Raw genomic sequence first — 23,393 nt, forward strand, 5'->3', positions numbered from 1 at the left:
GCCTCTCTCAGCCGCCCGCGAAGGGAGGCAGCACGTCGATCGTGGCCCCGGCCGGCAGCGGTGTCCGACGATCATGACAGGCCACCCCGTCGACCAGGAAACTCGCCACCGCCAGGACCGCGGCGAGTCGCTCGCCGTGCCGGTGCGCCAGTTCGTTGACGAGTTCGTCCAGCGACCGGCCCGCGGATGCGGTCTCCTCGGGGCGGCCGGCCGCGGCCCGCGCCCCGGCGAAGTAGCGCACGGTGAGGTCCACGGCTCAGCCCCCGATCGCCGACATCGGCCGGGTCGGTTGCAGGAACGTCGGGTCGTCGATCCCGTGGCCCGCCCGCTTGCCCCACATCGCCGTACGCCAGCGCCGGGCCAGCTCGGCGTCGTCCGCGCCGGCCCGCAACGCACCCCGCAGGTCGGACTCCTCGGTGGCGAAGAGGCAGGCCCGGACCTGACCGTCGGCGGTGAGCCGGGTGCGGTCGCAGTCGCCGCAGAACGGCCGGGTCACGCTGGCGATCACGCCGACGGTGGCCGGGCCGCCGTCGACCAGCCAGGTCTCGGCGGGGGCGGCGCCCCGCCGGGCCGGATCGGGGGTCAGGGTGAACCGCGCGCCCAGCGCGGCGAGGATCTCGTCGGCGGTGACCATCGTCCCCCGGTCCCAGCCGTGCTGCGCGTCCAGCGGCATCTGCTCGATGAACCGCAGCTGGTAGCCGTGGTCGAGGGCGAAGCGGAGCAACGTCGGCGCCTCGTCCTCGTTGACGCCCCGCATCAGCACAGAATTGATCTTCACCGGGGTGAGCCCGGCGGAGGCCGCCCCGGCCAGCCCGGCGAGCACGTCGGCCAGCCGGTCCCGCCGGGTCAGCGTGGCGAACCGGTCCCGGTCGACGGTGTCCAGCGAGACGTTCACCCGGTCCAGGCCGGCGTCGCGCAGGACGCGGGCGAGCCGGTCCAGGCCGAGGCCGTTGGTGGTCAGCGAGATCCGGGGGCGCGGCGCCAGCGCGGCCACCGCGGCCACGATGCCGACCAGCCCGGGGCGGATCAGCGGCTCCCCGCCGGTGAAGCGCACCTCGGTCACCCCGAGCCGCTCCACGGCCACCCGGACCAGCCGGACGATCTCGTCGTCGCCGAGCAGCTGCGGCCCGGCCAGCCAGGGCAGCCCCTCCGCCGGCATGCAGTACGTGCAGCGCAGATTGCACTTGTCGGTCAGCGAGACGCGCAGGTCCCGGGCGACTCGGCCGTACCGGTCGACGAGGACGCCGTCGGTCGGGGCGGCGGTCACCTGTCGACCGTAGCGCGGTCGGTCCCGCGCAGCGCCGCGCGGGCGGCCCGGCCGACCGCGTCGCGGTACGCCCCGCCGAAGAGCGCGGTGTGCACCAGCAGCAACTGGAGCTGGTGCAGCGGCACCCGGTCCCGCCAGCCGTCGGCCAGCGGCCACGCCTCCCGGTAGGCGTCGAGGATCCGGGCGTGGTGCGGCGGACCGCCGAAGAGCGCCAGCTGCGCCAGATCCGTCTCCCGGTGGCCGCCGTGCGCCGCCGGGTCGACCAGCCAGATCCGGTCGTCGGCGCCCCAGAGCAGGTTGCCCGGCCAGAGGTCGCCGTGCAGCCGGGCCGGCGGCTCGTCCCCGCCGAACTCGCCGATCCGCGCCACCACCTCCTCGACCAGGGCGGTCTCCGCGCCGGTGAGCGCCCCGTTCTCCACCGACCGGCGCAGGTACGGGCGCAGCCGGCGGTCGGCGAACCAGGTCGACCAGGGTCCCTCGTCGACGGTGTTGTCCTGCGGCAGCGCACCGATGAAGCCGGGCCACGGCGCGCCGAGGACGGACGCTCCGGCCCGGTGCATCCCGGCCAGCTCACGGCCGAACCGCTCGGCCGCCTCGGGGGACGGCTCGCCCGGCTCCACCCAGTCCAGCGCCAGCAGCTCCGGCAACGCCACCACCACCTCCGGCACGGCCACCGTCCCCGTCTCCCGCAGCCAGCGCAGCCCGGCCGCCTCGGCGGCGAAGAAGCCCTCGGGCAGCGGCCGGTCGGCCCGCTCCGGCCAGGTCTTGGCGAAGACGGAGTGGCCGTCGTCCAGGGTGAGCCGGGAGGCGGCGCAGCTGTCCCCGCCGGAGACCGGCGTCTCCCGGATCCGCTGGTGGGTCAGGAAGGTCGGCAGGTGCTCCGGGTGTGCCCGCAGGTACGCCAGGTCCATCAGCGCAAGGTATCGGCTTTCCGGCCCGGCGGCGGCCCGGCTCGCGTCCGCCGGGCACGACCGGGCGGTGTCCTGCCGGTCCGGCGTCGCCGGTGCGCCCAGCGGCCACCGGCCCGAACCGCCCCGAGCTGGGGGAATACTCTCCGTGTCTGTGGATGGACCGCGTGTCGTCCACAGGGCCTGTCGCTCGGGCCTCGCGGGTCGCAGGCTGCCGACATGACCGCGACCGACCTTCCCCGGCTCACCGTCCGCTCGCCCGCCGACCTCATCGCCGCCGTGCCGTACCTGCTCGGCTTCCACCCCGCCGACAGCGTGGTGGTGGTGGCGATGCGGGGACGGCGGATCGTCTTCGTCGCACGGGCGGACCTCCCCGACCCGGGCACCGACCCGCGACTGCCCGCCCGGCACCTGGGCGAAGTCCTCGGCCGCCAGGACGCCGAGTCGGCGACCGTGCTCGGATACGGGCCGGCCGAGCGGGTCACCCCCGCCGTGGACGCCGTCCGCGCCGTGCTGGCCGACGCCGGCCTGACCGTGCTGGACGCGCTGCGGGTCACCGCCGGACGCTACTGGTCCTACCTCTGCGCCGCCCCGGACTGCTGCCCACCGGAGGGCACCCCGTACGACCAGGCGGCCAGTCAGGTCAGCGCCGCCGCGGTCTTCGCCGGCCAGGTGGCGCTCCCCGACCGGGCCGCGCTCACCGCGCAGGTGGCACCGGTCGAGGGAGATGCCCGGGAGGCGCTGCGGCGGGCCGCCGCCCGGGCCGAGCGACGGCTGCTGGCGCTGCTGGCGGAGGCGCCCCCCGCCGACCTGCTCGGTGGCCGGACGGTCCGGGCGGCCGGGGTCGACGCGGTCCGGACCGCCCTGCGCACGCACCGCCGGGGCGAGCGGCTGACCGACGACGAGGTGGCGTGGCTCAGCCTGCTCCTGACCCACCTGCCGGTGCGGGACCACGCCTGGGAACGCACCGACGGGCGCGAGGAGGACATCAGCCTCTGGGGCGACGTGCTGCGTCGCGCCGAGGAGGAGTTGATCGCCGCGCCGGCCAGCCTGCTGGCCTTCGCCGCCTGGCGGGCCGGGCAGGGGGCGCTGGCGGCGGTGGCCCTGGAGCGGGCGCTGGCGACCCACCCCGACTACTCCCTCGCCCAGCTCCTCGACGACCTGCTCCGGCGGGGCGTACCCCCGTCGGAGCTGGACGGCTGGCCGGCGGTGGGGGACCCGGGGGTGGTGCGCCGCCGTCCCCGGCGGCGCCGTCCCCGGCGGCAGATCGGATGAGCCGGTCAGCCGACGGTCACCCGGTGCGGGTGGGCGTAGACGTTCATCGCCCGACCCCGCAGGAAGCCGACCAGCGTCATCCCCGCCTCGTCGGCCAGGTCGACGGCGAGCGAGCTGGGCGCGGAGACCGCCGCCAGCAGCGGCACCCCGGCCATCCACGCCTTCTGCGTCAGCTCGAAGCTGGCTCGACCGGAGACCAGCAGGACGTGCCCCGTGAGCGGCAGCCGGCCTTCCCGCACCGCCCAGCCGACCACCTTGTCCACCGCGTTGTGCCGGCCGACGTCCTCGCGCAGCACCACCAGCTCGCCGTCCGGGGTGAAGAGGCCCGCCGCATGCAGCCCGCCGGTGCGGTCGAAGGCCCGCTGCCCCGACCGCAGCCGGTCCGGCAGGGCGGTGAGGACGTCCGCCCGCACCGTCAGCGCGTCCCCGGCCACCGGGTACGGCGACCGGGTCCGGATCGCGTCGATGCTGGCCTTCCCGCACACCCCGCACGAGCTGGTGGTGTAGAAGTTCCGCGACGGATCGGTGGTCGGCTCCGGCACGTCGGGAGCGAGCACCACGTCGACCACGTTGTACGTGTTCGGCGTCTCCGCACCGGCGCAGAGCTGGGCGGTGAGCACGTCCCCGGTCGACCGGATCAGCCCCTCGGTCAGCAGGAAGCCGATCGCCAGGTCGATGTCGTCCCCCGGGGTGCGCATGGTCACCGCGAGCGGCCGCCGCCGGCCGGGACCGGCCCTGCCGACCCGGATCTCGAACGGCTCCTCCACCGACAGCGTGTCCGGGCGGCGTACCGGGGCACGCCCCTCGTCCACCGCGTCCAGGTCGATCCGGAGCACGCCACGTCTGTCGGTCGCCCGTCCCATCCCGCCATCCTGCCCCCACCCGTCACCGCCACGGGCGACGGCCTCGGGTGGAGTGCTGCGGCTACGGTGGCCGGGTGACGGCGTACGCGGCGGTGGTGCTCGCGGGCGGCGCGGCGCGCCGGATGGGTGGACGGGACAAGCCCGCGCTGCCGGTGGGTGGGCGACCCATGCGGGAGCGCGTGCTCGCGGCGGTCGCCGACGCCACCCCGCGGGTGCTGGTCGGGCCGGCCGGCCCGGTCCCCGCCGGCGTGCTGGTGACCCGGGAGGATCCGCCGGGAGGCGGACCGGTGGCCGCCACCGCCGCCGGGCTCGCCCTGCTCGACCCCGGTACGACCACGACCACCGTCGCCCTGCTCGCCGCCGACCTGCCGCTGCTCACCCGGGACGCGCTCGGCGAGCTGCTGGGCGCGCTGGCGGGCGAGCACGACGGGGTCTGCCTCCTCGACGACGCGGGGCGCCGGCAGCCGCTGTGCGGGGTGTGGCGGGTGAGGCCGCTGCGCGCCGCGCTCGACCGGCTCGCCGTCCGGCGCGGCGGCACCCTCGACGGGGCGTCGATGCGCCAGCTCCTCGGCGAGTTGGCCGTCCGCGAGCTGCCCTGGTCCGGCTCGGGTCCGCCGCCGTGGTTCGACTGCGACACTGACCTGGACGTACGCCGGGCGGAGGAGTGGACGCGATGACGGTGATGGACGACTGGGTCACGGCGGCCTGCGCCGAGCTGGGTCTCGACCCGGCCGACGTGCCCGTACCGACCGTGCTGGAGCTGGCCAAGGACGTCGCCCACCAGGTGCTGCGGCCCGGTGCCCCGGTCACCGCGTACCTGCTCGGTGTCGCCGTGGGGCGGGGAGCCGACCCGGCGGAGACGGCCGCCCGGCTCAGCGCGCTGGCCGGCACCTGGCCGGTCGAGCTGGGCGGCGAACGGCCCGGCTGACCGTCCGCCGGCCGGCATGTCCGATGCCGGTCGCGTGGATTCGTTCCCCGGTCCGCATGGGTAGGGTGACCTTGACGGACGGAGGCGATCATGACGGCAGAGCACCCCTCGATGCCGGCCGGTGATCAGCCCGGCGGGTCGCCGGGGCATCACGAGTCGGTCCTGCTGGACGAGCCGACCACGGCCGACCTGCGGGCGAAGGTCACCGAGGCGTGGCGCGAGTTCGCCCGGGCGCTCGCCGAGCGACTGCGCACGCTGCCGACCGGGGCGCACCTCGAACTGACCCTCGACCCCACCGCGTCCGGCACCGGTGACGCGGTCTACTCGATCAGCGTGGACGTCGGGGCGGAGGGCCGCCTCTCGGCCCGGGCGGTCGGCAACGCCACCCTGCCGCAGGGTTACCGGCTGGACCGGGCCGCCGTGGCCGACATGGTGGCGCTGGGCTGGTCGCCGCCGGGCGTGGTGGAGGGCTCCGGCGAGCAGTTCGGCCTGGCCGGCTCCGCCGGTGACGCCAGCAAGCTGGCCGCGCTGCTCTCCCGCACCCTCCGCGACGTCTACGGCGCGCCCCACCCGGCCTTCCTGGTCTACCTGATGCACGACGCCGAGGGGGAGCCGCTGCCGGTCGAACCGCTCGGCACGGCCCGCAGCGAGTTCGGCCCGGACCGCGACGTCGAGGCGGACCTCGACGAGGCGCTGGCCGCCGCCGCGACGGCGGCCGGGCAGGACGGCGACGGTGACGTGCACGCCCTGGCCGAGCGGGTCCGCACGGTCGTCTCGACGATGCTCAAGTCGAAGTCCGACCAGCTCCAGATCGACTCGGACGGGGACATCAACATCCGGGCCGGCTCGGCGATGGTCTTCGTCCGGGTTCGCGACAACCCGCCCCTGGTCGACGTCTTCTCCCCGGTGCTGACCGAGGTCGAGCCGACCGAGCGGCTCTACGTGAAGCTCTCCGAGCTGACCAACCGGATGCCGATCGGCCGGCTCTACTGCGCCGACGACACCGTCTGGGCCTCCATCCCGGTCTTCGGCCGGAACTTCCAGGCCACCCACCTGATGCTCGCCGTGCAGGTGATGACGGGGCTGGCCGACGAGCTGGACGACCGGCTGCACGGTGAGTTCGGCGGCAAGCGCTTCTTCGGCGAGGGCGACAAGCCCCAGCGCGCCGCCTCCGAACACCGCACCGGCATGTACCTCTGACCCTCCCCGCGCCGATCCCGCACTTCCGGCCCGGGCGGGAGGTGCGGGATCGGCGGAGGACGGGTCAGGTCGAGGGGAGCCAGGCCAGGCTGCGGGCGGTCGTCGGGTCGGTGGCCTTGAGGCCGGTGTGGGAGACGGTCCAGAGGACGTCTCCCACCAGCAGCGACCGGCTGACCAGGTCGGCGCCTTCATGGTCGACCCGGCCGACCTCGGTGACGGCCGTGGCGGTCACCCGGAGCAGGCGTACGCCGCGGTCCACCGGCAGCGCGACCAGGCCGGTCGACGGTTGGTGCAGGAACGCGTGCGGCTCGAACTCGACGATCGATTCCGCGCCGGGCACGTGGTACTGCGCCGACCGGACCGGCCGCTGCGGGTCGCGGACGTCGAAGACGGCGACCTGGAGGCCGAGTGGGCGTCCCCGCCGGTCCGCCTCCTGGCCGACGCCGAGCAACCGCCCGTCCGGCAGCGGGTGCAGGTACGCGGACCAGCCGGTGATCTTCAGCTCGCCGGTGACCCGGGGCGCGGTGGGATCGGAGAGGTCGACGCGGTAGAGCGGATCGGTCTCCCGGAAGGTGACCACGTAACCGGTCGGGCCGAGGAAGCGCACCGACTTGATCCGCTCGCCCCGACCCAGGCCGGTCACCTGCCCGATCCGCTCCAGGGTGTCGCCCCGGCGGCGCAGCACCTGCACGGCCGACTCGGAGACGGGACCGACGGAGGTGTCGCTGGTGGTGGCGATCCGCAGGTCGCCCTGCCACTCCGAGAGCGCGTACTGGTTGATCGGGACGCCGTGCACCCGGCCCGCGGCGACGTACCGGGGGCGACCCGGGCCGGTGAGGTCGAACTGGTAGACGTCGGTCGTCTCCGGCCGCGCCCACCGGCCCCGCGCGTTCCACGGGGTGGGCGCGAACCGGGAACCGGCCAGCCAGAGGGCGTCGGCGGTGCCGTAGACGAGGTCGGCGTCGGCCGCCACGCCGACCGGGTCGCCGTCGCCGAGCCGGTCGGCCCCGAGGTCGAAGCTGAGGACGGTGACCAGTGACGTGCCGCTGCCGGTGTCGGGGCGGCTCACCCGGTCGCAGCCGACCCGGCCCGTCCCGCGCGCCTCGCCGGCCGTCCACTCGTAGGCGGGCAGCCAGGCGTCCAGTCCGGCGCGGGCGATCACCGCGCGGTTCGCGGCGGTCCGCTCGGCGTCGGTGCCCCGCTCGTCGTACGAAAAGGGCAGCCGCGGCGCGGTGCGGACGACGACCCGGGCGGTGGCACCGGTCTGGCGGGCGTCGAGCAGGGCGCCGTCGATCCGGTAGGTGGCCAGGACCCGTGGTGCGCCCGCGAGGTCGACCAGGAGCAGGCGCGGGCCGCTCGGATCGTCGGTCGCGGGGCCCGTCGGCTTGACCCGCTCGGCGAGCGGCGCGACCGGGTGGGTCAGCACCAGCGCGCGGTCACCGTGCAGCAGCAGGTCCGCCCGGGCCCCGCCGCCCCGGCTCCCGGGCGGGTCGACGGTGAGTCGCCCGGTGACCCGCTGGGTCGCCGGGTCGACGACGCGCAGCACGCCCGAGGTCACCGTGACGATCCGCCGGCCGTCGGTCTTGACCAGGTCCGGCTCGGCGGCGTCCGGTTCGTGCGAGTTGGTGGTGGAGTGCGCCGGGGCGCTGCGGGCGGTCATGGGCACGGCGCCCCCGGCCGCGGGTAGCGCCAGGTCGACCCCGGTGCGCCAGCTCGGCCCGAAACCCCAGGGGCCGACCACCGCCGAGGCGGCGGCGCGAAGGTCGGTGAGCGCCTCGGCGCAGGAGTCGTAGCCGACCAGTCGGGGCGCGGCGGTGGGCGGCGCGGTCCGCTCGGGCCCGCCGGTGTGCGGCGTGCTCCCGGCCAGCAGGCCGAGGGCGAGCAGGGCCCCGACGGCGGCGTGAGTGGTTCCCCGTGTCATGTCCGCTTCGACGCGGCCCCGACCCCGTCCGGTTCCGGTGGGTCGGGCGCGGCGGCGACCGGGACGATCGGCGGGGTCAGCCGGTGGAGGGGCCGACGCCCGGAGATTCGACCAGGCGGGAGAGGACGATGGTGCTCCGGGTGGAGGTGACGAAGGACTCGGCGCGCAGCCGTTCCAGCGCGTCCTCGAGGTGGGAGATGTCGGCGGCGCGCAGGTGCACGAGCGCGTCGGCCTCCCCGGAGACGGTGTACGCCCCGACCACCTCCGGGTGCCGCCGGGCGGCCACCCCGATCTGCGCGGGGGTGGTCCGCCCGGCGCAGAAGAGCTCCACGAACGCCTCGGTGGTCCAGCCGACGGCGGCCGGATCGACCACCGCGGTGAAGCCCCGGATGACCCCCGTCGAGCGGAGCCGGTCGACGCGTCGCTTGACCGCCGGAGCGGAGAGTGACACCCGAACGCCGATGTCGGCGTACGACGCTCGGGCGTCTGCCACGAGCAACGCAATGATTCGCTGGTCCACCGCGTCTATCTGCAACGTTCCGCCCTCGGGAAGCAATGGTTACGGCTGTTACCAAAGTTCTACGGTACCTACTCTTGGTGACCGTGAACCAGCAGCGAGTCCCGCGAAAGCGGACATATCTCATGTGCTCGCCCGAGCATTTCGCGGTCGAGTACGCCATCAACCCGTGGATGGACGTCACGACCCCCGTGGACGCGGAGCTGGCGGTCAAGCAGTGGGACCGCCTGCGGGAGACGCTGGTCGGTCTCGGTCACGACGTGCACCTGCTCACCCCCGAGGCCGGGCTGCCGGACATGGTCTTCGCCGCGAACGGCGCGTTCGTGGTGGACGGGACCGTCTACGGCGCCCAGTTCAAGCACGAGCAGCGGGCCGCCGAGGCCGCCGCGCACCGGGCGTTCTACGAGTCGCAGGACTGGCGGTTCATCGCCCCGAGCGAGACCAACGAGGGTGAGGGCGACTTCGCGTACCTGCCGGACGCGCACGGCGGCCTGATCCTCGCCGGGCACGGCTTCCGGACGGAGCTGCCGGCGCACGCCGAGGCGCAGGAGGCGCTCGGCCGGCCGGTGGTCTCGCTGCGCCTGGTCGACCCGCGCTTCTACCACCTGGACGTGGCCCTCGCCTCGATCGACGACGAGAACGTCGTCTACTTCCCGGGCGCCTTCTCGGCGGCCAGCCAGCGGGTGCTCGCGCAGCTCTTCCCCGACGCGGTGATCGCCGACGACGAGGACGCCATGGCCTTCGGCCTGAACCTGGTCAGCGACGGCGCGAACGTCGTGCTGAACAGCGAGGCGACCCGACTGGCCGGGAAGCTGAAGGCGGCCGGGTACACCCCGGTGCCGGTCGAGCTGGCCGAGCTGAAGAAGGGCGGCGGCAGCGTGAAGTGCTGCATCGCCGAGCTGCGCCACTGACCCGACCCGGACCAAGGGCCGGTCTCCCCGCGGGGAGACCGGCCCTTCACCGTACGGGCGCCGGCCGGCTCAGCCGAGCGTGGCGATCTCGTTGATGGTGACGTTGGAGAGCAGCCGGCCGTCGAACTGGACCCGGCGCAGGTACCACTTCTGCTGCGGGGTGCGGGGCTGGTTGAACTGCCACACCCCGCGCGGGCTGTCGATCTGGCCGATCTTGCCGAGGGCCAGGTTGACCTGCTGCGGCGTCGGCTCCGGCCCGGCCAGCCCGATCGCCTTGTCGAGCACCTGAGCGGCGTCGTACGAGGCCATCGCGTACGTGGTGGGTTGGACCCCGTACTTCTTGCGGTACGCCCCGGCGAAGACCCGGTTGGCGTTGTTGTTCAGGTCGGCCGAGTAGTTCAGCACCGTCTGGATCGTGCCGGGCTTCAGGTTGTCCCGCTGGTCGACCAGGGTGCCGCGCAACTCGCTCAGGACGGTGCCCTCGGTGAGGAAGCCGGGCGCGTAGACGTTGCCGGCCCAGCGTTCGCGCAGGCGCAACTGGCGGACGAACTCGATGGCCGCCTTGCCGGAGAAGTTGCAGAAGATGGCGGTCGGCCTGCGGCCGAGGGCCTGCCGGATGTCGTAGCGGTAGGTGCTGTCGTTCGGGTTCGCGGCGGCGGTCGTCCAGATCGGCTCGCCGACGATGCGCTTGTCGTCGGCGCCGAACTGCCGGCGGAAGCCCTGCACCACGTCGAGGCTGGCCGCGCCCTCCGGCGCGACGATCGCGATCCGGCTGCTGGCCGGCAGCCGCACCTTCAGGTAGTCCGCGAGCGCCCGGCCCGGCTCGTCCAGCACGTACGACGTGCGCCAGATGTAGACCACGCTCTGCAGGCTGGTGGGCGAGGCGTTCGAGGCGACCAGCGGCACCCGGGCCCGCTCCACGTCTTCCCGGACCCCGGCGAGCACCTGCGAGTCGACGACCCCGGTGAGGGCGAGCACGCCCTTCTTGAGCAGCCCGTCCACGGCGGCCTGGCCGGTCTTGGCACTGTCGCCCTCGTCGGCGACCTCCAGGGTCACCGGGTGGCCACCCAGCCGCTGCCCGTTGAGCGCGAGGTAGGTGTCGAAGCCGTTGGCCATGTCCTGGCCGACCTGCTTGCCGGGGCCGCTCTCCGGCCTGATCAGGCCGATCCGGATCGGGGCGCCGGTGGGCCGGGCCTCGCTGTCGTCCTCCGTGGCGCAGCCGGCGGCCAGGCCGGTCGTACCGAGCGCGGCCAGGAGTTGCAGGGCGCGCCTGCGGTTCATCTGCGACACCGAAATCCTTCCGGGAGCGTTGCCGGGCGTCACCGCCCCCTCGGCGTTCTACCTGTTCGGCGACGCTGCGTCAATGGCTATTGATCTTTGTGCAGCGACTGCAACGCACCTCTCACCTGCGGCCAGGCCGCCGAGAGCGGGTCGATGAGCCCGAAGTGCTCGCATTTCGGCAGTTCAACGAGGTCGACCTCGGCTCCGGCGGCCCGGGCCGCCGCCGCGTACGAGCGGCTGACCTCGATCGGCACCTGCCGGTCGAGCACCCCGTGCAGAATCACCGTGCGTGTCCGGAGTGGCACCAACGCACGTGGATCGGTGGTGGCGTAGCGGTCGGGGTGCTCGGCCGGACCGCCCCCGAGCAGCGCGGCGACCGCCCCGCCGTCCAGGTCCAGCCGGTACGCCTCGGCCAGGTCCGCCACCGGAGCCAGCGCCAGCACCCCGCGTACGGCCGCCGGGGCGTGCGCGGCCGCGTAGAGCGCGAGGTGCCCGCCGGCGGAGTGCCCGAGCAGCAGCGGCGGCCCGGCGGCCACCCGTCCGGGCAGCGCCCGCGCCGCCAGCTCCGGCAGGGCGGCCACCCCCGCCAGCACGTCCGTCAGGGTGCCCGGCCAGCCGCCCCCGGGCTGCCCGGTGCGGCGGTACTCCAGCTGGGCGACCGGCCAGCCGAGCCCGGCCAGCGCGGCGGCCAGCGGGCCGGTGTGGGCGCGGTCGTACTCGGCGCGCCAGAACCCCCCGTGCAGCACCGCGACCAGCGGCCGGGCCGGGCCGTCGCCGGCCGGTCGGCGCAGGTCGGCCACCTGGTCGGGGTGCGCGCCGTAGGCCACGGTCACGTCGGCGGGCGGCGCGGGACGGGTGAGCACGGCGCGCGGGTCGGCGGGCATGCGGCGACGGTAGCCGACGCGCCGGGCGGCGCCACCCGGGAGCCGGTCCCGGCGCGTGCCGCCCGCCGGGGTGGGTAAAGATGGTTCCCATGACCGACGCGCATTTCCCTGGACAGAACGACGAGCCGGGCCGCGAGGGTGGCGAGCACTCGGGCACCGTGGTGGTGGTCGGCCCGGACGGTCGCCCGGTCGGCACCGTGCAGACCGACGACGCGGCCGGTGAGGACCCGACCCGTCTGGTCGAGCAGCCGGCCAAGGTGATGCGGATCGGCAGCATGATCAAGCAGCTGCTGGAGGAGGTCAAGTCCGCGCCGCTGGACGACGCCAGCCGGCACCGGATGCGGGAGATCCACGAGCGGTCGATCGTCGAGCTCAAGGAGGGCCTCGCCCCCGAGCTGCGCGACGAGCTGGAGCGGATCTCGCTGCCCTTCACCGAGGAGAAGGCGCCCAGCGAGGGTGAGCTGCGGATCGCCCACGCCCAGCTGGTCGGCTGGCTGGAAGGGTTGTTCCACGGCATCCAGGCCGCCCTGGTCGCCCAGCAGATGGCCGCCCGGGTGCAGCTGGAGCAGATGCGCTCCGGCCGGCCCGCGCTGCCCAGCGGCCCCGGCGGGGGGATGCCCGGCATGCCGGGCCTGGGTCAGCCGTCCGGCGGTGAGGGGCACCCCACCGGTCAGTACCTCTGACCGGGCCGGTTCAGCCCAGCTCGAAGACCTTCTCCAGGTACGCCGCCACGCCGTCCTCGGAGTTCGCCGCGGTCACCTCGTCGGCGATCTCCAGGACGGCGGGGTGCGCGTTCGCCACCGCCACCGACCGGCCGGCCCAGGTCAGCATCGGCACGTCGTTGGGCATGTCCCCGAAGGCCAGCACGTCCCGTTCGTCCACCCCCAGCCGGGTGGCGTACCAGGCCAGCCCGGCCGCCTTGGTCACGCCGGCCGCGGAGATCTCCACCAGCCCGGTGTACGACGAGTGGGTCGCCTCGGCCAGCCCGTCCAGCATCCCCGCGACCAGCTGGACGAAGGCGTCCGGGTCCTGCTCCCCGGCCCGGGCCAGCAGCTTCACCGCCGGCACCGAGCACAGCTCCTCGGGCGACTCGACGGCCCGGATCGCGTCGTGGTCGGCGTCCCAGCGCAGCGGGTAGTGCGTCTCGTGCCGCATCTGCCGGCTGTCCACCACCTCCACCGCGAAGCTCACCCCGGGCACCTCGGCGCGCAGCCGGCGGGCCACCTCGGCGAGCAGTTGCGGGGCGAGCGGGTCGGCCCGCAGCACCTCGTCGGCGACCGGGTCGTAGACCACCGCGCCGTTGGCGCAGATCGCCGGCAGCGGCGCGGCCAGCTGGTCGTACACGAGTTGGAGCCAGCGGATGGGGCGGCCGGTGACCAGCACGACCGGCGTGCCCGCCGCGCAGATCCGGTTCAGCACCGCGGCGGTGCGCGCGGTGATCGTGCGTTCGTCGGCGAGCAGGGTGCCGTCGATGTCGGTGGCGACGAGCCGGGGGGTGGATCCCATCATCGGGAGAGTAGTCGATCGAGGTACACCGCCACCCCGTCGTCGTCGTTGCGCAGGGTGATCTCGTCCGCGGCGGCGCGGACCTCGGGGTGGGCGTTCGACACGGCCACCCGGGACCAGCCGGCCCAGGCGAACATCGGCAGGTCGTTGGGCATGTCCCCGAAGACGAGCACCTCCGCCGGGTCGACGCCGAGCCGCTCCGCCACCACGCTGAGCCCGGTGGCCTTGTCCACCCCGGGCGCGCAGATCTCCACGAACCCGAGGCCGGCCTGGGTGAGCGTGGCCACCTGCGGCGGGATGATCCGGCGAGCGGTCGCCAGCAGCTCGTCCACGTGGTGGTCGGCGGTCCGGGCGAACGCCTTGAGCACGTCGCAGGAGAGGCACTCGGCCCGGCTGCGCTCCTCGAACCGGTCCTGGTACGGCCAGCTCGGGTGGTAGTCGCCCCAGAGCGGCGCGTCGGGCTCGTCGGACGCCTCGACCATCACCGTGAGCGGGCCCACCTCGGCCTCCAGCTCGGCGAGCAGGTGCGCGAGCACCTCGCCGGGGAGGCGCTCGTCGCGGAGCACCACCGGTCCGCCCGGGTCGCTCTGGTCGACCACCCGGCCACCGCCGGCCATCACCAGGAAGTCCGCGGCGCGGATGTCGTTGCGGGTCAGCTCGGCCAGCCGGGGGCCTCGTCCGGTGGCGCCGACCACCGGGATCCCGGCGGCCCGCACCCGGTCGAGCACCTCGTGGGTGTACGCCGAGACGGTCTCGTCGCTGCGGACGAGGGTCCCGTCGAGATCGGTGGCGATCAGCTTGGGCAGTCCCGGGCGGGTCATGGTTCCTCCTTCGCCCGCCGCCGTCGCAGCCAGCCGTTCTCGGTCCTCGGTGCCTCGACCCGGAGTGACGGCGGGCAGCAACCGTACCTCGCGGAACGGGTCGCAACCATGGCTTCCCGGCGAATCGGGTGCCAACGCCGGGTGACCGGTCGACGTGCCGTTCCGCCTGCCCGGACGGGCTCAGCTGCCCGGTCCGCGGCGGGCGAACGGCACCGTCGGCGTCACGGTCAGGTCGGCGGGCCCGGGGGGCGGTTCGTGGTCGTCACGGGTGGGTCCGGGGGGCGACGCGTCGGCCGATGCCCCGGCGTCCGACCGCCCGGCCGGCCGGCGGCCGGCGAGCAGGAGCGCGGCGCCGAGGAGCGCGGTCGCCACGAGGGCCATCACCAGTCCCCGCCCGTACTCCACCCGGAAGCCGTCCTCGGGGGAGGAGTACAGGAGGGCCCGCTGCCCGGCGTCGTCCAGGCTGAGCATGGTGGCCGTGAGCAGCGCCAGCAGGGCGCCCGCCCCGGCCAGACCGGCGACCCGCGCGTCGTGCCGGACCTCTGGCCGGCCGGCCAGGGCGAGCGCCACCGCGCCGACCAGCAGCAGGAGCCCGACCAGGTACGCGACGCCGAATCCGCCGACCTCGGCCACCCCGCCCGGCACCCGGAGGGTGCTCTCGCCGTCCCGGCCGCCGTTCGGCACGGTCGTCACCAGCCACTCGCCGACCAGGGAGGCCATCGCCGCCACCGCGCCCAGGGCGGCCACCACCCGCGGCAGCCGGGGGTCCCGGTCGAGCCCGCCCGTCCAGCGTCCGAGTCGCCCGGCCCTGGCCGGTTCCGCCGCGCCCCACTCCAGCACCGTGGTGCCGTCGGAGCGGTCGTCCTGCCGGGGGATGGGGAGCTCCTCGGACATCGGCCACCTTCCACCGTCTCGGGCCTGACCCGCATGATGTCACGACCGGCCGCCCGCAACCGGGTACGCGCCTCGCCGGATCGCCCGGGTCGGTCGCCCGGCCGGTGCCGTTTCGGTTAGCGTCGGTGCATGCCAATCCGTACCGCTTCCGCAAACTGGCAGGGCAATCTCACCGAGGGTGCCGGGACCGTCCGCACCGGCAAGGGTGGCCTGTCCGGGAACTACTCCTTCAAGTCGCGCTTCGAGGAGGGCGAGGGCACCAACCCGGAGGAGCTGATCGGCGCGGCGCACGCCGGCTGCTTCTCCATGGCGTTCTCCAAGCAGCTCGCCGACGCCGGTGCGACCGGCACGTCGGTGGAGACCACCGCCAAGGTCCACTTCGACAAGACCGACGCGGGCATGACCGTCACCCGGATCGACCTGGAGACGGTCGGCCAGGCGCCGGGGCTCGACGAGGCCGAGTTCACCAAGCTGGCCGAGGCCGCCAAGGAGAACTGCCCGATCTCCCGCCTGCTCTCCCCGGGCGCCGAGATCACCCTGAGCGTCCGCCTCGCCTCCTGACCCACCCCCGCACGCTCCGCGTGGCGGCCCCTCCCCGCGGTCAGCGGGGAGGGCGCCCGTCGCCCACCCGGGGATCCGCATCGATGTCGGCGGGTGGGTGGGGGTGCGGGTCGGGGAAGATGGGGTGGTGGCGGTGGAGATGAGCCGGGAACGGTTCGAGGAGCTGGTCGGCGAGGCCCTCGACGAGGTGCCCGAGGAGCTGCTCGGGCTGATGAGCAACGTGGTGATCCTGGTCGAGGACGACCCGCCGGCCGGGGAGGACCTGCTCGGCCTCTACGAGGGGCACGCGCTCACCGAGCGGGGCTGGGACTACGCCGGCGTGCTGCCGGACCGGATCCTCATCTACCGCCACCCGATCCTGCGGATCTGCGACACCGAGGACGACGTGGTCGACGAGGTGGCGGTGACGGTGGTGCACGAGATCGCCCACCACTTCGGCATCGACGACGCGCGGCTGCACGCGCTGGGCTGGGGCTGACCGCCGCTCGGCCGGTGGTCGCTGTTGCGACGGCTGCCTACCGTGGTGTGGAGCACCCGAATCAGGAGGAAATCCATGCGCAGCGCGCTGTTCTCCGCGGAGAACCTGGAAAAGGAGTCCGCCCAGCCCGGCATGCGGCTGCAGAACTCCAAGATGCTGAAGATCGAGCTGAACGGCGAGGCGATGGCCCGGGTCGGCTCGATGGTCGCCTACCAGGGGCAGGTGCAGTTCCAGGCCCTCGGCTCCGGTGGCCTCGGCAAGTTCATCAAGCAGCGTCTCACCGGGGAGGGCGTGCCGCTGATGAAGCTCAGCGGGCGGGGTGACGTCTTCCTCGCCGAGCTGGCCAAGGACGTGCACATCATCGACCTGGAGCCGGGCGACGCCCTCTCCATCAACGGGTCCAGCGTGCTGGCCTTCGACTCGACGCTGTCGTACGACATCAAGATGGTCGGCGGCGCGGGCATGGCCTCGTCGTCCGGGCTGTTCAACTGCGTCTTCTCCGGACACGGCCGGATCGCCATCACCACCAAGGGCACCCCGGTGGTGTTGAACGTCGACGCCCCCACCTACGTGGACCCGCAGGCGGCGGTCTGCTGGTCGGCCAACCTGCAGACCGGCTACCACCGGGCCGAGCAGCTGGGCCTGGGCGCGCTGCTTGGGCGCAGCACCGGCGAGGCGTTCACGATGAGCTTCGCCGGCCAGGGTTTCGTGGTGGTGCAGCCGTCGGAGGAGCCGCCGGTCATGGGCAGTGGGACCCAGCAGCAGCAGGGCGGCCTGCTCGGCGGCCTGCTCAGCTGAGCTCGTGCGCTGGGGCGTCCCGGCCGGGGCGCCCCACCGTCGTCAGCTCAGCTCGCCGGCGCGCAGCCGGGCCAGCCAGGCCGCCGCGTCGGCGTAGTCGGCGTCCGAGAGCCCGGCCGGGGCCGGGACCGGCCGGTCACCCGTGCCGCCGCTGAAGCGGTGCCGGGGGTACGACCCGAGGAAGCGCACGTCGGCGCAGACCCGACGCAGCCCCTGCAACGCCTCGCCCATCCGGACGTCCGCCACGTGCCCGGTGCAGTCGAGGAAGAAGAGATACCGACCGAGCGCCTCGCCGGTGGGGCGGGACTCGATGCGGGTCAGGTTGACCCCGCGTACGGCCAGCTCCATCAGCACCGACAGCAGGGCGCCCACCCGGTCGTGGGCGATGTACACCGCCAGCGAGGTGACGTCGTCCCCGGTCGGGGGCGGCGGCGGGCCGGGCCGGGACACCAGCGCGAAGCGGGTCACCGCGTCGGGATGGTCGGCGATCTTGTCGGCGAGCACCGCGAGCCGGTGCCGGGCGGCGCCGATCGGGGCGCAGATCGCCGCGTCGTACTCGCCGTTCGCCGCGCCGGCCGCCGCGGCGCCGTTGGAGAGCACGTCCACCACTACCGCGTCGGGCAGGTGGTCCCGCAGCCAGCCCCGGCACTGGGTGGACGCCTGCGGGTGGGCCGCCACGCTGGAGATCGAGGTGAGGGTGGTGCCGGGTCGGGCGCCCAGCACGAACTCGACCGGCAGGATCACCTCCCGGGTGATCACCAGCGGCTCCCCCTCGGCCAGTTCGTCCAGGGTGACCCCGACGGCGCCGCCGATCGAGTTCTCCAGCGGCACCAGCGCCGCGTCCGCCTCTCCCGCCCGTACGCTCTCCAGCGCCTCGCCGACGCTGCGCGCGGGCGTACGACCGCCGTGTTCGGCGGCGGGCACGGTGCGCAGCGCCTGCTCGGCGAAGGTGCCCTCGGGTCCGAGGTAGACGAATCGGGTCGGCGGTGTTCCCGGCATGCCGACCAGCCTACGCACCCGGCCGGGCCGGGGTGCCGTCGTCGCAGGCCAGCGTCCGGATGGCGGGCGGGGCGACGGCGCGTACCTCGACCGAGCAGACGTCGGTCCCGGCGGTGACCAGGGTCAGCGCCGCGGGGGTGCCGCTGGTGACCACCTGGAGCTCCTCGTGCCCCCGGACGGCGAACACCGTGTACTGCCAGTCGGCCGCGCAGAGCGGCCCGCGGCTGGCCCGCACCGACACGCCCCGGGGCAGCACTTTGCCGCGCAGCAGGGCCACCACCCGGTCCGCGGTGGGCCGGTCGGCGCACGGGGCGACGGTCAGGCCGGGGTCGGGGGTGGGCGTCGGCGCCGGCCCCCCGGGCGGCGGGAAGCCGACGGGCGGGGTCGCCGGCGGGGTGGGCAGAAGCCCCGTCGGCAGGGTCGTGGGCGGGGCGGTCGCCGGTCGGCTGACCGTCGACCAGGGCGGAGCGGGCGGGCCCGGCGGGGCGGCGGGGCTCTGGCCCGGCGGGCCGGCGCACGCGGCGGGCGGCAGCGCGGCGAGCAGAACGCCGGCGGCGACCAGCCGGCGGAGCGGGATGCGGTGCGGTACGTCAGGCGGCACGGACCGGTCCTCGGGGGGATCGAGCCTCAACGGCATCGAGAGGGGTCGTTGCGGCCGGGATGGCCGAGGCCATCGTAGGAGGATCGGGGCGGCGGGAGAAGGTCAGCGCAGGACCCGGTGCCCGGCCCGTTCCAGCGCGGTGGTCGCCTCGGCGAGCCGCACCGCCGGCACCAGCACGTGGTCGGTGTCGTAGGTGGAGAACGCGACCACGCTGACCCGGGCCGCGGCGAGCGGGTCGACCAGTGAGGCGAGCGTCCCGGTGACCGCGAGGTCGAGCGGGCCGACGACCCGCAGGCACCGCCAGTCGGTCTCCAGGTCGGCCTGGGCGGGGGCTCGCTCGCTGGGGCAGATGATCGAGATCCCGTCGGCGGTCCAGCTCACGGTGACCACGTCGGCGTCACCCGGGTCGGCCCAGAGGGCGGGCGGGAGCGGGGTGCCGGCCGCCAGGCGGCACACGACGTACTCCCCCGGGAGCAGCGCGACATCGAGCATGAGGGCACCTTACGGCGTCGGTGAGTGCCGCCCCAGCATCGTGACGTGCGGCGCACGCCACAGTCCCTCGCAGGTCAGACCTCGGAGAAGAAGGTGAGTGAGCCGGCGACCCCGCCGTGGGTGAGCACCGGCGTGGAGATGGCGTCGACGGTGGCGTCCGACGACTCCGCGCCCGCCGCCTGGACCCGCAGCAGGCCACGCGCGAGCCGGCCGGAGTGCAGGGCGAGCAGCGGCGGGATCTTGTCGGTCTCCTGCTCGGTCAGCTCGTGCCGGGCCGCGGTGAAGTCGAGCAGCCGCAGGCCGCCCTCGAGCAGCGGCAGGCCGACCACGTCCTCGGGGGCGCCGAGGCAGAGCAGGTCGCACCCGGAGGACGAGATCGCCACCACCCGGGTGTCCGCGTCGATCAGCAGGCAGGGCTCGTCGGCGTGGGAGACGGTCGCCGACCACTGGCCGAAGTTGTCGGACCCCTGCTCCGTCGGTGTGCGGGCCGCCGGCACGAACACTTCTGAGAGCGAGAGTTCGACGTGGGCCACCGCGCCTCCTAGGTACACCGACGGTCTGTCCACGCTAGCCGGTCGTCGCGACGGCCGCTGGACCGCGCTGGCGCCACCGGCCGCCGGTGGACGATCGGGTGCCCTGGGCGGGCGGCCGGCGACGGCGCGGACCGGTGGTGTCTTCGGTGAGCCTCCGGGCCGCGTGCGTCGCCGGTGACGTTACCGGCGGGCGGCCGGCTTGTCAGCGGCCGTTCGGCCCTCGTCGTACCACCGGTAGTCGGCGGCGGGACGGTAGGTGCCGTTGAGCCAGGTCTGCGGCTGCTGCGCGATCCGGGACAGCTTCTCGGCGGTGGCCGGGCTGATCCGGTTGCCCGCGGCGACGAGGAGCCGGTCCAGCTCCCGGTGGGTCGCCATCAGGCAGTCCTTGGGCAGGCCGTAGACGCTGATGACGCCGGAGCCGACGAAGGTCAGCACCGGCGTCACCGGGATCGGCAGCCCCACCGCGGTGGAGAGCGCCTTGCTCGCCCGCTTGGCGTCCCGTCGGGCCTCCGCGACGTACGGCGGGCGCTTGCCGTTGATCTGGACCACGTCCCCGGCGACGAGCACCCGGGCCCGCCCGTGGTCGGCGATGCTCACCGCGTACAGCCCGCTGGGGCCGATGGCGAGGAAGCCGGCCCGCTCGTCCTGGCCGTGGTCGAGGAGGACGTCGGAGACGTCGGTGCGCGGCCACTCGATGACGTGCCAGGCGGGGCCCAGGTGGTCGAGTTGGCCGAGCGCCCGGGCGCCGGCCGCCTCCAGCCGTCGGGCGCCCCGTTCGGCGCGGCGACGGCGGGCCCACTCCAACGGGGTGGGGCGGGCCGGCTCGAGCGCCGACGGCGCATCGGCCCGAGGGTGCGGCACCGTCACGGGCGGCAGTGCCCGGGTGGGTACGGCTCGACGAGCGGGAAAGACAGTCATCGCGACCTCCGGCAAAAGGTCCCTCGAAGTTATGTCCTCACTACCCTACGTTGCCACTCGGGGGGTTCGGCAAGTTGGAGCGCCGGAATGAGTGCGGATGAATGCCATATTCATCCACAGTTCTTCCGCTGAAGATCGCTCACACCTGTCCTACGCTGCGAGGGTGACCCACTACGTGGACAGCGAGGTCGGTCGACTCGGCACCGTGCTGCTGCACCGGCCGGGGCCGGAACTCGCCCGGCTCACCCCCCGCAACAACGACTCGCTGCTCTTCGACGCCATCCCCTGGGTGGGACGGGCCCAGGAGGAGCACGACGCGTTCGCCACGGCGCTGCGCGACCGCGGCGTCGAGGTGCTGTACCTCGCCACCCTGCTCGCCGAGACGCTCGCCGTGCCCGACGCGCGCGCCGAACTCACCGAGCAGGTGCTCCGGTCGCCGAGGCTGGGCGACACCCTGCGCCGCCGGGTCGCCGACCACCTCGCCTACCTCGACCCGGCCGCCCTCGCCGACGTGCTCATCGCCGGGCTCGCCCACGAGGAGGTACGGATCAGCCCGGAGCGCCCCGGTGGGCTGGTGTGGACGCTGATGGACCGGCACGACTTCGTCATCGCCCCGCTGCCCAACCTGCTCTTCACCCGGGACTCCGCACTGTGGATCGGGGACCGGGTCGGGGTGACCAGCCTCGCCATGCCGGCCCGGCGGCGGGAGACCACGCTCACCGACGCCATCTACCGTCACCACCCGCGCTTCGCCGGCACCGAGTTCGTCTACCACCCCGAGCTGGAGCACCTGGAGGGCGGCGACGTGCTGCTGCTCGCCCCGGGCGTGCTCGCCGTCGGGGTGGGTGAGCGGACCACCCCGGCCGGCGCGGAACGGCTCGCCCGGCAGGTCTTCGCCGCGGGGCTGGCACACACCATCCTGGTGGTGCCGATCGCTCAGGAGCGGGCCACCATGCACCTGGACACGGTCTGCACGATGGTCGACGTCGACGCGGTGCTGATGTACCCGAACATCGCCAGCACCCTCTCGGCGTACACGGTGATCGCGGGGCCGGACGGGGAGCCGCGGGTGGACGGTCCGGCGCCGTTCCTGCGCGCCGCCGCCGACGCGATGGACATCGACCAGCTCCGGGTGATCGACACTGGGCTGGACCCGGTCACCGCGGAGCGCGAGCAGTGGGACGACGGCAACAACACCCTCGCCCTCGCCCCCCGGCTCTGCGTCGGCTACGAGCGGAACGTGGAGACCAACGCCCAGCTGGAGCGGGCCGGCATCGAGGTCATCCCGATCGCCGGCTCCGAGCTGGGCTCCGGCCGGGGCGGCCCGCGCTGCATGTCCTGCCCGTTGGTCCGGGAACCGCTGCGCGGCTGACGGAGCGGGCCCCGGCGCCGGCCGGGGCCCTCCCGACACCCGGCCGGCTCAGCGCAGGGTGAGCTGGCGGCCCAGCAGGCCCTGGCGGGCACGGCGGCCCGCGGCGTCCAGCGGCTCCCGCTCCGCCAGCACGTCGGCGTACCGCTTCGCGAACCCGGCCACCGGCTCCTCCCAGTCGGCGGCCGGGATGTCCTGCGGCAGGTCCCAGACCGGCACCAGCCGGCCGTGCGCCCGGAACATGCCGGCGAACTTCGTGCCCTCGCCCAGGGTCAGGGAGCCGGCGGCGGAGAGTCGGGACAGCGCGTCCAGCGCGGTGTCCTCGTCCTCCGGCAGCACCCAGCGCACGTGCGCCTTCTCCGGCACCTGGCACCAGTAGGCGGCCCGGGCGGCGGAGAGCCGGACCGTGGGGTAGACGGCCGCGTTCGCCCGCTCCAGCGAGGCCTGCACGGTGGGGTCGTCGGCGGCGCCCGGGTCGAGCCAGAACTCGAAGCCGTCGTGCATGGTGATCTCCAGCGGGCCGTCCACCAGGAGGTCCTGGAGGCGCGGGCCGGGGCCCGGCAGTGGCGGCACGGCCACCTGGCCGCCCGGCTCGGTGCGCAGCGCGCAGAGCAGCGCCTCGGCCAGGTCCCGGGAGACGTCGCCGGACTGCTGGTGGCGCTGGAGGCCGACGAAGACCCGCCCGTCCGGCTTCGTCATCGCCGGCGCGGCCATCGGCAGCACGGTGGCGAGGACGACCGGGCGGTCGCCGTACTCCTCGACGAGGTCGGCGGTGAGCCGCAGCGGGGCGGACGCGGCCGGCACGAGCTCGCGCAGGGCGATCCACTCCGGCTCGTCCGCCAGCCCCTCGAACGGGCGGGGGACGAAGACGTCCCGGATCTTCTCCCGGCGGGGAGCGGCCTCGGCGCGCTGGTTCTTCCGTCGCTTGCTCACGGCGAGACAGCCTAGAGGCCGGACCGGGAGCGCGTGGGACAGACCCGCCCGCGTACCCCGGTCAACCGGTCGTGACCAGGTCCGGCCGGGGCGTGCCGGTCGGGTCGAACTCGGCCCAGACGCTCTGCCCCAGGCCGTCCCGCTCGACGCCCCAGCGGCTCGCCAGGCCGGAGACGATGTGCAGCCCGCGGCCGTCGACCGCGTCCGGGCTGGCCGCCCGCATCCGCGGCCCCAGCAGGGCGCCGCCGTCGGTCACCCGGACCGACACGGCCGGACCGGTCGGCGTGGGCCGCAGCCGCCAGGCCACCCGGACCACCCCGCCGGGCAGCGGGTCGGCGTGCCGGACCGCGTTGCCGACCAGTTCCGCCAGGACCGCCACCAGGTCGGCCAGCAGGATCGGGGGTACGACGTCGGTCAGCTCGTCGGCGAGCCGGTGTCGGGCCAGCCGCGCCCCGGTGGCGTGGTGGGGCACCACCACACACCACGAACGTTCGACCGCCTTCGCCGACACCGCGCTCCTCATTCCCCGCGCCCC

Annotated in this window: 28 protein-coding genes; 10 read left to right on the forward strand and 18 right to left on the reverse strand. The window is 74.7% G+C overall.

Features of this window, described 5'->3' with window-relative positions; all coding sequences use genetic code 11:
• Positions 1 to 7 precede the first annotated feature (7 nt).
• From V6U79_RS21310 to V6U79_RS21320, 3 genes are read right to left on the reverse strand one after another with little or no spacing between them, the layout of a single operon-like run.
• Entirely contained in the window at positions 8 to 253 is a 246-nt protein-coding gene (locus V6U79_RS21310; protein ID WP_334527900.1) for a MoaD/ThiS family protein, read from the reverse strand.
• A gap of 3 nt (positions 254 to 256) precedes the next feature.
• On the reverse strand, positions 257 to 1,267 hold the full coding sequence (gene moaA, locus V6U79_RS21315) for a GTP 3',8-cyclase MoaA (RefSeq protein ID WP_334527898.1): 1,011 nt from the start codon (positions 1,265 to 1,267) through the stop codon (positions 257 to 259).
• Entirely contained in the window at positions 1,264 to 2,178 is a 915-nt protein-coding gene (locus tag V6U79_RS21320; RefSeq protein ID WP_334527895.1) for a fructosamine kinase family protein, read from the reverse strand. The genes moaA and V6U79_RS21320 overlap by 4 nt, the downstream gene beginning before the upstream one ends.
• A 216-nt stretch (positions 2,179 to 2,394) precedes the next feature.
• On the opposite strand from V6U79_RS21320, the gene V6U79_RS21325 reads away from it, so the two are divergent.
• On the forward strand, positions 2,395 to 3,450 hold the full coding sequence (locus V6U79_RS21325) for a DUF4192 domain-containing protein (RefSeq protein WP_334527892.1): 1,056 nt from the start codon (positions 2,395 to 2,397) through the stop codon (positions 3,448 to 3,450).
• Positions 3,451 to 3,455: 5 nt separating this feature from the next.
• Here V6U79_RS21325 and fdhD read toward each other — a convergent pair whose 3' ends face one another.
• Entirely contained in the window at positions 3,456 to 4,313 is an 858-nt protein-coding gene (gene fdhD / locus V6U79_RS21330; protein ID WP_334527889.1) for a formate dehydrogenase accessory sulfurtransferase FdhD, read from the reverse strand.
• Between the two features lie 47 nt (positions 4,314 to 4,360).
• Between fdhD and mobA the strand changes: the two genes are divergently transcribed.
• The 3 genes from mobA (at position 4,361) to V6U79_RS21345 (ending at position 6,441) form a co-directional block, all read left to right on the forward strand.
• Positions 4,361 to 4,990: a molybdenum cofactor guanylyltransferase gene (gene mobA, locus V6U79_RS21335; protein WP_334527887.1), complete on the forward strand. Its 630-nt coding sequence runs from the start codon at positions 4,361 to 4,363 to the stop codon at positions 4,988 to 4,990.
• Entirely contained in the window at positions 4,987 to 5,241 is a 255-nt protein-coding gene (locus V6U79_RS21340; RefSeq protein ID WP_334615585.1) for a DUF6457 domain-containing protein, read from the forward strand. Before mobA ends, V6U79_RS21340 begins: the two co-directional genes overlap by 4 nt.
• 90 nt (positions 5,242 to 5,331) lie before the next feature.
• A complete protein-coding gene (locus V6U79_RS21345) occupies positions 5,332 to 6,441 on the forward strand; it encodes a T3SS (YopN, CesT) and YbjN peptide-binding chaperone 1 (RefSeq protein WP_334615586.1) in 1,110 nt (369 codons plus the stop codon).
• A 64-nt stretch (positions 6,442 to 6,505) separates the two neighbouring features.
• On the opposite strand, the gene V6U79_RS21350 is transcribed toward V6U79_RS21345, so the two are convergent.
• The gene (locus V6U79_RS21350) at positions 6,506 to 8,362 is read right to left on the reverse strand and encodes a beta-propeller domain-containing protein (RefSeq protein WP_334615587.1); all 1,857 of its coding nucleotides are present in this window, start codon (positions 8,360 to 8,362) and stop codon (positions 6,506 to 6,508) included.
• A gap of 76 nt (positions 8,363 to 8,438) precedes the next feature.
• Positions 8,439 to 8,897, reverse strand: a complete 459-nt coding sequence (locus V6U79_RS21355; RefSeq protein ID WP_334527876.1) for an Lrp/AsnC family transcriptional regulator — start codon at positions 8,895 to 8,897, stop codon at positions 8,439 to 8,441.
• Between the two features lie 59 nt (positions 8,898 to 8,956).
• Between V6U79_RS21355 and ddaH the strand changes: the two genes are divergently transcribed.
• Positions 8,957 to 9,790: a dimethylargininase gene (gene ddaH / locus V6U79_RS21360; protein WP_334527874.1), complete on the forward strand. Its 834-nt coding sequence runs from the start codon at positions 8,957 to 8,959 to the stop codon at positions 9,788 to 9,790.
• 69 nt (positions 9,791 to 9,859) lie between these two features.
• Here the strand turns inward: ddaH and V6U79_RS21365 are convergent, their stop codons facing one another.
• A complete protein-coding gene (locus V6U79_RS21365; RefSeq protein WP_334527871.1) occupies positions 9,860 to 11,080 on the reverse strand; it encodes an ABC transporter substrate-binding protein in 1,221 nt (406 codons plus the stop codon).
• Between the two features lie 77 nt (positions 11,081 to 11,157).
• Complete coding sequence (locus V6U79_RS21370; RefSeq protein WP_334615588.1) at positions 11,158 to 11,955, reverse strand: alpha/beta hydrolase family protein; 798 nt, start codon at positions 11,953 to 11,955, stop codon at positions 11,158 to 11,160.
• 80 nt (positions 11,956 to 12,035) lie between these two features.
• Between V6U79_RS21370 and V6U79_RS21375 the strand changes: the two genes are divergently transcribed.
• The gene (locus V6U79_RS21375) at positions 12,036 to 12,638 is read left to right on the forward strand and encodes a bacterial proteasome activator family protein (RefSeq protein WP_334527865.1); all 603 of its coding nucleotides are present in this window, start codon (positions 12,036 to 12,038) and stop codon (positions 12,636 to 12,638) included.
• 10 nt (positions 12,639 to 12,648) lie between these two features.
• Here the strand turns inward: V6U79_RS21375 and V6U79_RS21380 are convergent, their stop codons facing one another.
• The 3 genes from V6U79_RS21380 to V6U79_RS21390 form a co-directional block, all read right to left on the reverse strand.
• On the reverse strand, positions 12,649 to 13,461 hold the full coding sequence (locus V6U79_RS21380) for an HAD family hydrolase (RefSeq protein ID WP_334527862.1): 813 nt from the start codon (positions 13,459 to 13,461) through the stop codon (positions 12,649 to 12,651).
• Positions 13,461 to 14,282, reverse strand: coding sequence for an HAD family hydrolase (locus V6U79_RS21385; RefSeq protein ID WP_334527859.1), 822 nt, complete (start codon positions 14,280 to 14,282; stop codon positions 13,461 to 13,463). The genes V6U79_RS21380 and V6U79_RS21385 overlap by 1 nt, the downstream gene beginning before the upstream one ends.
• A 180-nt stretch (positions 14,283 to 14,462) precedes the next feature.
• Entirely contained in the window at positions 14,463 to 15,176 is a 714-nt protein-coding gene (locus V6U79_RS21390) for a hypothetical protein (protein WP_334527856.1), read from the reverse strand.
• A gap of 129 nt (positions 15,177 to 15,305) precedes the next feature.
• Between V6U79_RS21390 and V6U79_RS21395 the strand changes: the two genes are divergently transcribed.
• The 3 genes from V6U79_RS21395 (at position 15,306) to V6U79_RS21405 (ending at position 17,013) form a co-directional block, all read left to right on the forward strand.
• Positions 15,306 to 15,737 carry an OsmC family protein gene (locus tag V6U79_RS21395; RefSeq protein WP_334527854.1) on the forward strand — a complete coding sequence of 144 codons (432 nt, stop codon included), beginning with the start codon at positions 15,306 to 15,308 and terminating at the stop codon, positions 15,735 to 15,737.
• Between the two features lie 133 nt (positions 15,738 to 15,870).
• Positions 15,871 to 16,215 carry a metallopeptidase family protein gene (locus V6U79_RS21400; protein WP_334527968.1) on the forward strand — a complete coding sequence of 115 codons (345 nt, stop codon included), beginning with the start codon at positions 15,871 to 15,873 and terminating at the stop codon, positions 16,213 to 16,215.
• A 75-nt stretch (positions 16,216 to 16,290) separates the two neighbouring features.
• Positions 16,291 to 17,013 (forward strand): AIM24 family protein, encoded by a 723-nt coding sequence (locus tag V6U79_RS21405; protein ID WP_334527851.1) that lies wholly within the window; start codon positions 16,291 to 16,293, stop codon positions 17,011 to 17,013.
• 42 nt (positions 17,014 to 17,055) lie between these two features.
• On the opposite strand, the gene pheA is transcribed toward V6U79_RS21405, so the two are convergent.
• The 5 genes from pheA to V6U79_RS21430 all read right to left on the reverse strand — a co-directional run bounded on the left by pheA (position 17,056) and on the right by V6U79_RS21430 (position 20,556).
• Positions 17,056 to 18,012, reverse strand: coding sequence for a prephenate dehydratase (gene pheA, locus V6U79_RS21410; RefSeq protein ID WP_334615589.1), 957 nt, complete (start codon positions 18,010 to 18,012; stop codon positions 17,056 to 17,058).
• Between the two features lie 10 nt (positions 18,013 to 18,022).
• A complete protein-coding gene (locus tag V6U79_RS21415; protein WP_334615590.1) occupies positions 18,023 to 18,613 on the reverse strand; it encodes a hypothetical protein in 591 nt (196 codons plus the stop codon).
• Between the two features lie 102 nt (positions 18,614 to 18,715).
• Entirely contained in the window at positions 18,716 to 19,105 is a 390-nt protein-coding gene (locus V6U79_RS21420; protein WP_334527842.1) for an ACT domain-containing protein, read from the reverse strand.
• A gap of 74 nt (positions 19,106 to 19,179) precedes the next feature.
• On the reverse strand, positions 19,180 to 19,638 hold the full coding sequence (locus tag V6U79_RS21425) for a PAS domain-containing protein (RefSeq protein WP_334527839.1): 459 nt from the start codon (positions 19,636 to 19,638) through the stop codon (positions 19,180 to 19,182).
• A 180-nt stretch (positions 19,639 to 19,818) separates the two neighbouring features.
• Positions 19,819 to 20,556: a hypothetical protein gene (locus tag V6U79_RS21430; protein WP_334527837.1), complete on the reverse strand. Its 738-nt coding sequence runs from the start codon at positions 20,554 to 20,556 to the stop codon at positions 19,819 to 19,821.
• Between the two features lie 163 nt (positions 20,557 to 20,719).
• Between V6U79_RS21430 and V6U79_RS21435 the strand changes: the two genes are divergently transcribed.
• Positions 20,720 to 21,928 (forward strand): arginine deiminase, encoded by a 1,209-nt coding sequence (locus V6U79_RS21435; RefSeq protein WP_334615591.1) that lies wholly within the window; start codon positions 20,720 to 20,722, stop codon positions 21,926 to 21,928.
• A gap of 48 nt (positions 21,929 to 21,976) precedes the next feature.
• Here V6U79_RS21435 and V6U79_RS21440 read toward each other — a convergent pair whose 3' ends face one another.
• Both V6U79_RS21440 and V6U79_RS21445 read right to left on the reverse strand, forming a co-directional pair.
• Positions 21,977 to 22,858, reverse strand: a complete 882-nt coding sequence (locus V6U79_RS21440; protein WP_334527832.1) for a DUF5926 family protein — start codon at positions 22,856 to 22,858, stop codon at positions 21,977 to 21,979.
• A gap of 61 nt (positions 22,859 to 22,919) precedes the next feature.
• On the reverse strand, positions 22,920 to 23,381 hold the full coding sequence (locus V6U79_RS21445) for an ATP-binding protein (RefSeq protein ID WP_442933340.1): 462 nt from the start codon (positions 23,379 to 23,381) through the stop codon (positions 22,920 to 22,922).
• Between the last annotated feature and the right edge of the window lie 12 nt (positions 23,382 to 23,393).

This window comes from Micromonospora psammae (assembly GCF_036902725.1).
Classification (GTDB): Bacteria; Actinomycetota; Actinomycetes; order Mycobacteriales; family Micromonosporaceae; genus Micromonospora.

What these genes read in the sequence shown, in the direction of transcription:
- V6U79_RS21320 (WP_334527895.1), bottom strand. Translation starts at nt 2,178, where the DNA reads ATGGACCTGGCGTACCTGCGGGCACACCCGGAGCACCTGCCGACCTTC.
- V6U79_RS21325 (WP_334527892.1), top strand. Translation starts at nt 2,395, where the DNA reads ATGACCGCGACCGACCTTCCCCGGCTCACCGTCCGCTCGCCCGCCGAC.
- fdhD (WP_334527889.1), bottom strand. Translation starts at nt 4,313, where the DNA reads ATGGGACGGGCGACCGACAGACGTGGCGTGCTCCGGATCGACCTGGAC.
- V6U79_RS21340 (WP_334615585.1), top strand. Translation starts at nt 4,987, where the DNA reads ATGACGGTGATGGACGACTGGGTCACGGCGGCCTGCGCCGAGCTGGGT.
- V6U79_RS21345 (WP_334615586.1), top strand. Translation starts at nt 5,332, where the DNA reads ATGACGGCAGAGCACCCCTCGATGCCGGCCGGTGATCAGCCCGGCGGG.
- V6U79_RS21350 (WP_334615587.1), bottom strand. Translation starts at nt 8,362, where the DNA reads ATGACACGGGGAACCACTCACGCCGCCGTCGGGGCCCTGCTCGCCCTC.
- V6U79_RS21370 (WP_334615588.1), bottom strand. Translation starts at nt 11,955, where the DNA reads ATGCCCGCCGACCCGCGCGCCGTGCTCACCCGTCCCGCGCCGCCCGCC.
- V6U79_RS21375 (WP_334527865.1), top strand. Translation starts at nt 12,036, where the DNA reads ATGGTTCCCATGACCGACGCGCATTTCCCTGGACAGAACGACGAGCCG.
- V6U79_RS21380 (WP_334527862.1), bottom strand. Translation starts at nt 13,461, where the DNA reads ATGGGATCCACCCCCCGGCTCGTCGCCACCGACATCGACGGCACCCTG.
- V6U79_RS21385 (WP_334527859.1), bottom strand. Translation starts at nt 14,282, where the DNA reads ATGACCCGCCCGGGACTGCCCAAGCTGATCGCCACCGATCTCGACGGG.
- V6U79_RS21390 (WP_334527856.1), bottom strand. Translation starts at nt 15,176, where the DNA reads ATGTCCGAGGAGCTCCCCATCCCCCGGCAGGACGACCGCTCCGACGGC.
- V6U79_RS21395 (WP_334527854.1), top strand. Translation starts at nt 15,306, where the DNA reads ATGCCAATCCGTACCGCTTCCGCAAACTGGCAGGGCAATCTCACCGAG.
- V6U79_RS21405 (WP_334527851.1), top strand. Translation starts at nt 16,291, where the DNA reads ATGCGCAGCGCGCTGTTCTCCGCGGAGAACCTGGAAAAGGAGTCCGCC.
- pheA (WP_334615589.1), bottom strand. Translation starts at nt 18,012, where the DNA reads ATGCCGGGAACACCGCCGACCCGATTCGTCTACCTCGGACCCGAGGGC.
- V6U79_RS21420 (WP_334527842.1), bottom strand. Translation starts at nt 19,105, where the DNA reads ATGCTCGATGTCGCGCTGCTCCCGGGGGAGTACGTCGTGTGCCGCCTG.
- V6U79_RS21430 (WP_334527837.1), bottom strand. Translation starts at nt 20,556, where the DNA reads ATGACTGTCTTTCCCGCTCGTCGAGCCGTACCCACCCGGGCACTGCCG.
- V6U79_RS21445 (WP_442933340.1), bottom strand. Translation starts at nt 23,381, where the DNA reads ATGAGGAGCGCGGTGTCGGCGAAGGCGGTCGAACGTTCGTGGTGTGTG.